General features: G+C 51.2%; 3 protein-coding genes. All 3 read right to left on the reverse strand.

Translation table 11 applies throughout. The features are described from left to right. Positions 1-1,718 (reverse strand): P-loop ATPase, Sll1717 family (locus tag ACOSYY_RS11030; protein ID WP_421662412.1); only part of this gene is annotated, 1,718 nt, incomplete at its 3' end. A 7-nt stretch (positions 1,719-1,725) separates the two neighbouring features. Next, a complete protein-coding gene (locus ACOSYY_RS11035; protein WP_421662413.1) occupies positions 1,726-2,142 on the reverse strand; it encodes a hypothetical protein in 417 nt (138 codons plus the stop codon). Between the two features lie 422 nt (positions 2,143-2,564). Beyond that, positions 2,565-3,086, reverse strand: a complete 522-nt coding sequence (locus tag ACOSYY_RS11040) for a hypothetical protein (RefSeq protein WP_421662414.1) — start codon at positions 3,084-3,086, stop codon at positions 2,565-2,567. Between the last annotated feature and the right edge of the window lie 240 nt (positions 3,087-3,326).

Below are 3,326 nucleotides of genomic sequence, written 5' to 3' on the forward strand. Positions count from 1 at the left end.
ACTCCACCCGAGTGCACTCCAATTACGCCGTAGTACAATAGGAAATCGATAACCTTTTCAATTTTGTTCTTATCAGTACCCGCAGCCTTTATGAGTTTCGTAAGCTCCTCCTGCGACATCGAGGTCGGGGCATCTAAGAAATAGTACAAGAGATCCTCTGCCTCTGGGAACACGTCATTGAGCTCGCGATCCAGCTCACTCAAGAGGTCCTGGGAATACGCTCTTAGTCCCTTCTCAATATCGCTCTCCTCAATTTTCGTGTGATTGAAGTTAGTAGCAAAGCCGCGACAGTGATTGAAAATTTTCAGCAAATTTCTAGGCCTCATCAGTGACCGTTCGATGAAGTAGTTTGACGACTCTTCACCGCGGTAGTGATAGACACATACATCTGGCCAAAGGGCAGTAAAGCGCGCGCCCTCGACCTTTGAATCTAGTCCGGAAACCAACCTTAACCTCAGCATTTCTCGAAGAAGGTCTGGATCAGTCCAATCTAGGGTGGCTCGCATTTCCTTTCCGTAGTCAGCGCTACTCTTCATCAGATGATCATAGACGTCGTTTCGGACAAACACGACGCAGTGGAACTGATGGCCCCGTTTGCGCATCTCACGCTCAACCTTTCGTCCTGCATCTACCAAGCAACGAAGAACAATTGCGTCGATGACATCAACTCCATGGGTACTCCATCCTTTGTCCAGGTTATCAAACAGTATCCACACGCCTCCCTTCTTCTCCAAGTAGCCAGATATCTGATTGAGTAGCGCCCGTATGTCATGGCTATAAAGTAGCCCTGTAACCTGTTCCGCGGTTAGACGTTGAGATTCCGACTGGCCGTACTGAGCCTGATACTTTCGCGCGATTTTGTTGGACAGTGCCAAAAGCCGTTCCGAGAAATCGCCTTCCACAGAGAAATCATCCACTCTGTACGCCCGCGTCAACTCTAGGTATAGATCATGAATCTCATGATTGAATTTATATGTATGCTGATCTTTCTCCAACAGCTTATAGGCCACCTCAAGAAGGATTAAATACTCCCAAAATGCTGTAATGAGATGTTGGCGCGCACCCGCAGATAGATACGCAAGGATTTCCTCCTTCAGTTTTATAAGCTGATATCCTTCGGGCTTTAGATCGACGACTATGTTCCGTTTGTCTGCACGAATCTTATCTCGTACTTGAATAAACAGAGCCGTTTTTCCAGACCCCTTCCGACCAACAACGAGATTAACTTCGCCTCTCAGTGCCCGCTGATATTGATCCGTCTTTAGGTAGTATCTTTCAAGCGTCGTCATCTCGTTCTCGGCAGTTGGATCGCCAATTTTCAATGATGCCAACAGTGAAGAACGGTCAACAATTGATGGCTCCGCCATTGTAAAATGGCTAACAATTGCTGGACAAAAGTCCGCTACAAAAGCGGGAATGTCGTCCAGTTGCATAAATGTCTTGGTCGTGTCTCGAATGTCTAGCGGCGCTTGATAATCCGCGCCCGCTAGTAACAGTCGTGGCTTGGACATGCCATCGGCGAGACCAGCTACAAACAGCGCTCTGATATTGTGAACGTTCGAGCCAACGATCGTTTGGTCTTGAAGTGGAATAACTATCCCTGACGACACGGCAACTTGCCGAACCGCATCTACTGCTGAAAGACGTGAGTCCTCACCGGGATTGAAGCTTCTATATTTGAAACCCGTTTTCTTTACACGTGAAACCAATAGACCCACCGCCTCATCACGCGTGGGGGGGTTCAACAATGTAGATTGGTGCAAGGTGATCCAGCACAGTGCCGAATGGCAAAGGTGCATTGTCAATATGTGCAGCCAATCTTTGCTTCAGTTCATCAGCATTGACGTATTCAAAATAGCCCAACGTATCAAAAATTCCGGCATGTTTCGCGAGATCCTTATCACCGACGGTGTCACTGTGCCGAACAAGAAATGCTCGCTTCCGCCGTCCAATAGCGAATCCCACTTCATAGACCACGTTCGCATTCAAGTAAGTAATGTCAGCAACTATGAACGGCGACTCATCAATCTTTTCGAGGATTGGGGAAATCAGCGGTGCGCCTGGCACGTCATTGTATTCCCATGGTTCATACTTTTCTGGAAGAGGAAGTGCATTTGCTCGTCTCACCGCGTCAAGAATCATAGCCGAGAGAGCCCCATCTCGTGACGGGTAAGCTACAAATATTGGAGAAGTTCCCGACATTGGCTTGACAGTCCCCTACAAGAAACGGTGGCGACCGATTTCTCTATTTTATCTACATACATTAGATTCATGGGCAATTCTTGCCCCAGTCATCATGAATCAACGATGCATACTTTGATTGTCCGGTTAGCATAGATATTCCGATTCGCAACAACACAACAGTTGATGTTGCCGGTTTGTCAATTCCAAGTTGCAGCGCAGCCGGCTTCTCGCTCACCCGACTGCTTGTTTTCTGGCGATAAGTAGCGAAGCGGTGCCTGGTATGGTTTGCGGTTGATCGCACTGCGTCATTGGGCTGCATCATACTTACGATGATTGACTGGTCACAGATTGACGCGAATGATTTCGGCGGGGCTGCCGGGCTAGTGCTCACGTCCGATAAGATCGAGTTCCGCACCCAGATCGTTGAGGGCGACGAGTAGCCTGCCGGCGTCTGCTTTGTCGCGAAGCTCGATGCCCAGCCCTTCGCTGGCCGTGTGATGGTCCCAAGTGATGAGTGTGTTGCCGGACCCGGAGATGACGTAGATATCCATCGAATAGTTTCCGAAGGCCATGGGACGGGTGCAGAGATACTCGGCAAGGCGGTCTTTCTCCGCGGCGGCGAAGCGGAACGCCTTGGCCGGTTGACTGCCGTTGAGCAGCTCGAGATCGGCGGCGGTGCCGCGGCGCGGGACGAGCAGCCACATCTCTTCCAGGTCGAGGATGCGCGTGGTCATGTCGAGCAGGTACTTCGGCCGGTCGCTCTCCACGAAATGGACGATAATTACTCTTGCGGGGCCGGGTTTGAATGAGAGTTGCTTGCCGCCCTGACTCCCCAAATCGGGCGTCGCTATTCCCGCGCGGGTAAGGAATTCGTCGAAGTCGTTTGCGGTGATTGCATCCATGGCGGGAGAAAGTTTACAGGGTTGTCTGGCGCCGAACAAAAACCCCTCACCCCGCAACATCCGCTGGACGCGGATGTTGCATCCCTCTCCCACAAGGGGAGAGGGGACAGTTTAGGAGGTAGCGAAGCGGGCGGCCCTCGTCACCCCGCCTCCTCCCCATCCCAATACCCCCTCACCCCCGCCATGTCGAAAATCACCCGCTCCGTCCGCAGCGCGTTGACCGCCATCTTGTTCGAGTCC

The sequence above is a fragment of the Nitrospira sp. BLG_2 genome (assembly GCF_049222245.1).

Excerpts from the sequence above, each read along its gene's own strand:
- ACOSYY_RS11040 (WP_421662414.1), bottom strand. The coding sequence starts at position 3,086 with ATGGATGCAATCACCGCAAACGACTTCGACGAATTCCTTACCCGCGCG.
- ACOSYY_RS11035 (WP_421662413.1), bottom strand. The coding sequence starts at position 2,142 with ATGATTCTTGACGCGGTGAGACGAGCAAATGCACTTCCTCTTCCAGAA.